General features: G+C 54.0%; 1 tRNA gene and 2 rRNA genes (1 of these 3 cut by a window edge). All 3 read right to left on the bottom strand.

Annotated elements, in window-relative coordinates:
- Positions 1-77, bottom strand: a tRNA-Met gene (locus BUB76_RS02855).
- Between the two features lie 59 nt (positions 78-136).
- A 5S ribosomal RNA gene (rrf, locus tag BUB76_RS02860) occupies positions 137-251 on the bottom strand.
- A 100-nt stretch (positions 252-351) separates the two neighbouring features.
- Positions 352-2,500, bottom strand: a 23S ribosomal RNA gene (locus BUB76_RS02865) (it continues 685 nt past the right edge of the window).

Raw genomic sequence — 2,500 nt, forward strand, 5'->3', positions numbered from 1 at the left:
TGGTTGCGGGAGTAGGATTTGAACCTACGACCTTCAGGTTATGAGCCTGACGAGCTACCGGACTGCTCCATCCCGCGTTAATTTTCGTATCGTTTTGTCATCGTTTTGAGAGATATTTTTGAGCGAGGCTTATTAGGTTTGGCGGCGACCTACTCTCCCACGTCTTGAGACGCAGTACCATTGGCGCAACGGCACTTAACTGCCGAGTTCGGAATGGGATCGGGTGTTTTGCTCGTGCTGTGACCACCAAACCGAATAAACCTCGCGGATACATCAGTTTTCCAAGTCAAGTTCACGTGGTGTATGCTTTTGGTCCGAGTGTGACATGGTCTTGCATGTCTACTACTGGATCAAATCAAGCCTATCGGACAATTAGTACCGGTCAACTGAACGCATTGCTGCGCTTACATCTCCGGCCTATCGACGTGGTGGTCTACCACGGTCCTCAGGGATACCTTGTTTCGAGGGGGGCTTCCCGCTTAGATGCTTTCAGCGGTTATCCTTTCCGATCATAGCTACCCAGCACTGCCATTGGCATGACAACTGGTCCACCAGTGGATCGTTCACCCCGGTCCTCTCGTACTAGGGGCAACTCCTCTCAAGTATCCTACACCCACGGCAGATAGGGACCGAACTGTCTCACGACGTTCTAAACCCAGCTCACGTACCTCTTTAAACGGCGAACAGCCGTACCCTTGGGACCTGCTCCAGCCCCAGGATGAGATGAGCCGACATCGAGGTGCCAAACGGTGCCGTCGATATGGACTCTTGGGCACCATCAGCCTGTTATCCCCGGCGTACCTTTTATCCGTTGAGCGATGGCCCTTCCACGCGGGACCACCGGATCACTATGGCCGTCTTTCGACTCTGCTCGACTTGTCAGTCTCGCAGTCAGGCTGGCTTCTGCCATTGCACTCAACGAGCGATTTCCGACCGCTCTGAGCCAACCTTCGCACGCCTCCGTTACTGTTTGGGAGGCGACCGCCCCAGTCAAACTACCCGCCACACAGGGTCCCGGATCCGGATAACGGACCGCGGTTAGACATCAAGCGAAGCAAGGGTGGTATCTCAAGGATGGCTCCACCGCGACTGGCGTCACGGTTTCAAAGCCTACCACCTATCCTGCACATGCTTGGCCTGATGCCAGTGTGAAGCTGTAGTAAAGGTGCACGGGGTCTTTCCGTCTAACCGCGGGAAGCCTGCATCTTGACAGGCAATTCAATTTCGCTGAGTCGATGTTGGAGACAGCGGGGAAGTCGTTACGCCATTCGTGCAGGTCGGAACTTACCCGACAAGGAATTTCGCTACCTTAGGACCGTTATAGTTACGGCCGCCGTTTACCGGGGCTTCAATTCAAGGCTTGCACCTCTCCTTTTAACCTTCCGGCACCGGGCAGGCGTCAGACCCTATACGTCGTCTTGCGACTTCGCAGAGCCCTGTGTTTTTAGTAAACAGTCGCCACCCCCTGGTTTGTGCCCCCAGCCACTAGTTGCCTAGAAACTGGGCCTCCTTCTCGCGAACTTACGGAGGTATTTTGCCGAGTTCCTTCAACATCGTTCTCTCAAGCGCCTTGGTATTCTCTACCAGTCCACCTGTGTCGGTTTAGGGTACGATCTAACGATGGAGCTATTTCCAGGAACTGCTCAGCGGCCCCTCCAATCCGATAAGGAGGAACAACCCTTGCAATCCGTCACTTCCATCTGGCCCAGGAATATTAACCTGGTTCCCATCGACTACGCCTTTCGGCCTCGCCTTAGGGGTCGGCTTACCCTGCTCAGATTAGCTTTAAGCAGGAACCCTTGGACTTTCGGCGACAGGGTCTCTCACCCTGTTTGTCGCTACTCATGTCATCATTCTCGCTAGTGATCTCTCCACGGGATCGCTCACGCGCCCGCTTCATCGAAAGCCTCTCTCCTCCAATGATCCCGTAGGGATCGAAGGAGGAATGAGACTATGTCACACTACGCTCCGCTACCACTGCTATGCAGTCCTAAGCTTCGGCTCATGGCTTGAGCCCCGGTACATCTTCGCCGCAAGACAACTTGTCTAGACCAGTGAGCTGTTACGCTATCTTTAAAGGATGGCTGCTTCTAAGCCAACCTCCTGGTTGTTTTGGTCGTCTCACCTGCTTTCCCACTTAGCCATGAATTAGGGGCCTTAGCTGTAGGTCAGGGTTGTTTCCCTCTCCACGACGGACGTTAGCACCCGCCGTGTGTCTGCCATCTAGTACTCCTCGGTATTCGGAGTTTGGTTAGGATCAGTAAGCCTGTGGGGCCCCATTACCCATCCAGTGCTCTACCCCCGAGGGTATTCGGATGACGCTCTACCTAAATAGATTTCGCGGAGAACCAGCTATCTCCGAGTTTGATTGGCCTTTCACCCCTAGGCACACCTCATCCCGACCTTTTTCAACAGGTGTGGGTTCGGACCTCCAGTAAGTGTTACCTTACCTTCATCCTGGACATGCCTAGATCACTCGGTTTCGGGTCTAATGCATCGA

Origin of the sequence: Palleronia salina (assembly GCF_900141995.1) — a bacterium.
In the GTDB taxonomy this organism is placed as follows: domain Bacteria; phylum Pseudomonadota; class Alphaproteobacteria; order Rhodobacterales; family Rhodobacteraceae; genus Palleronia; species Palleronia salina.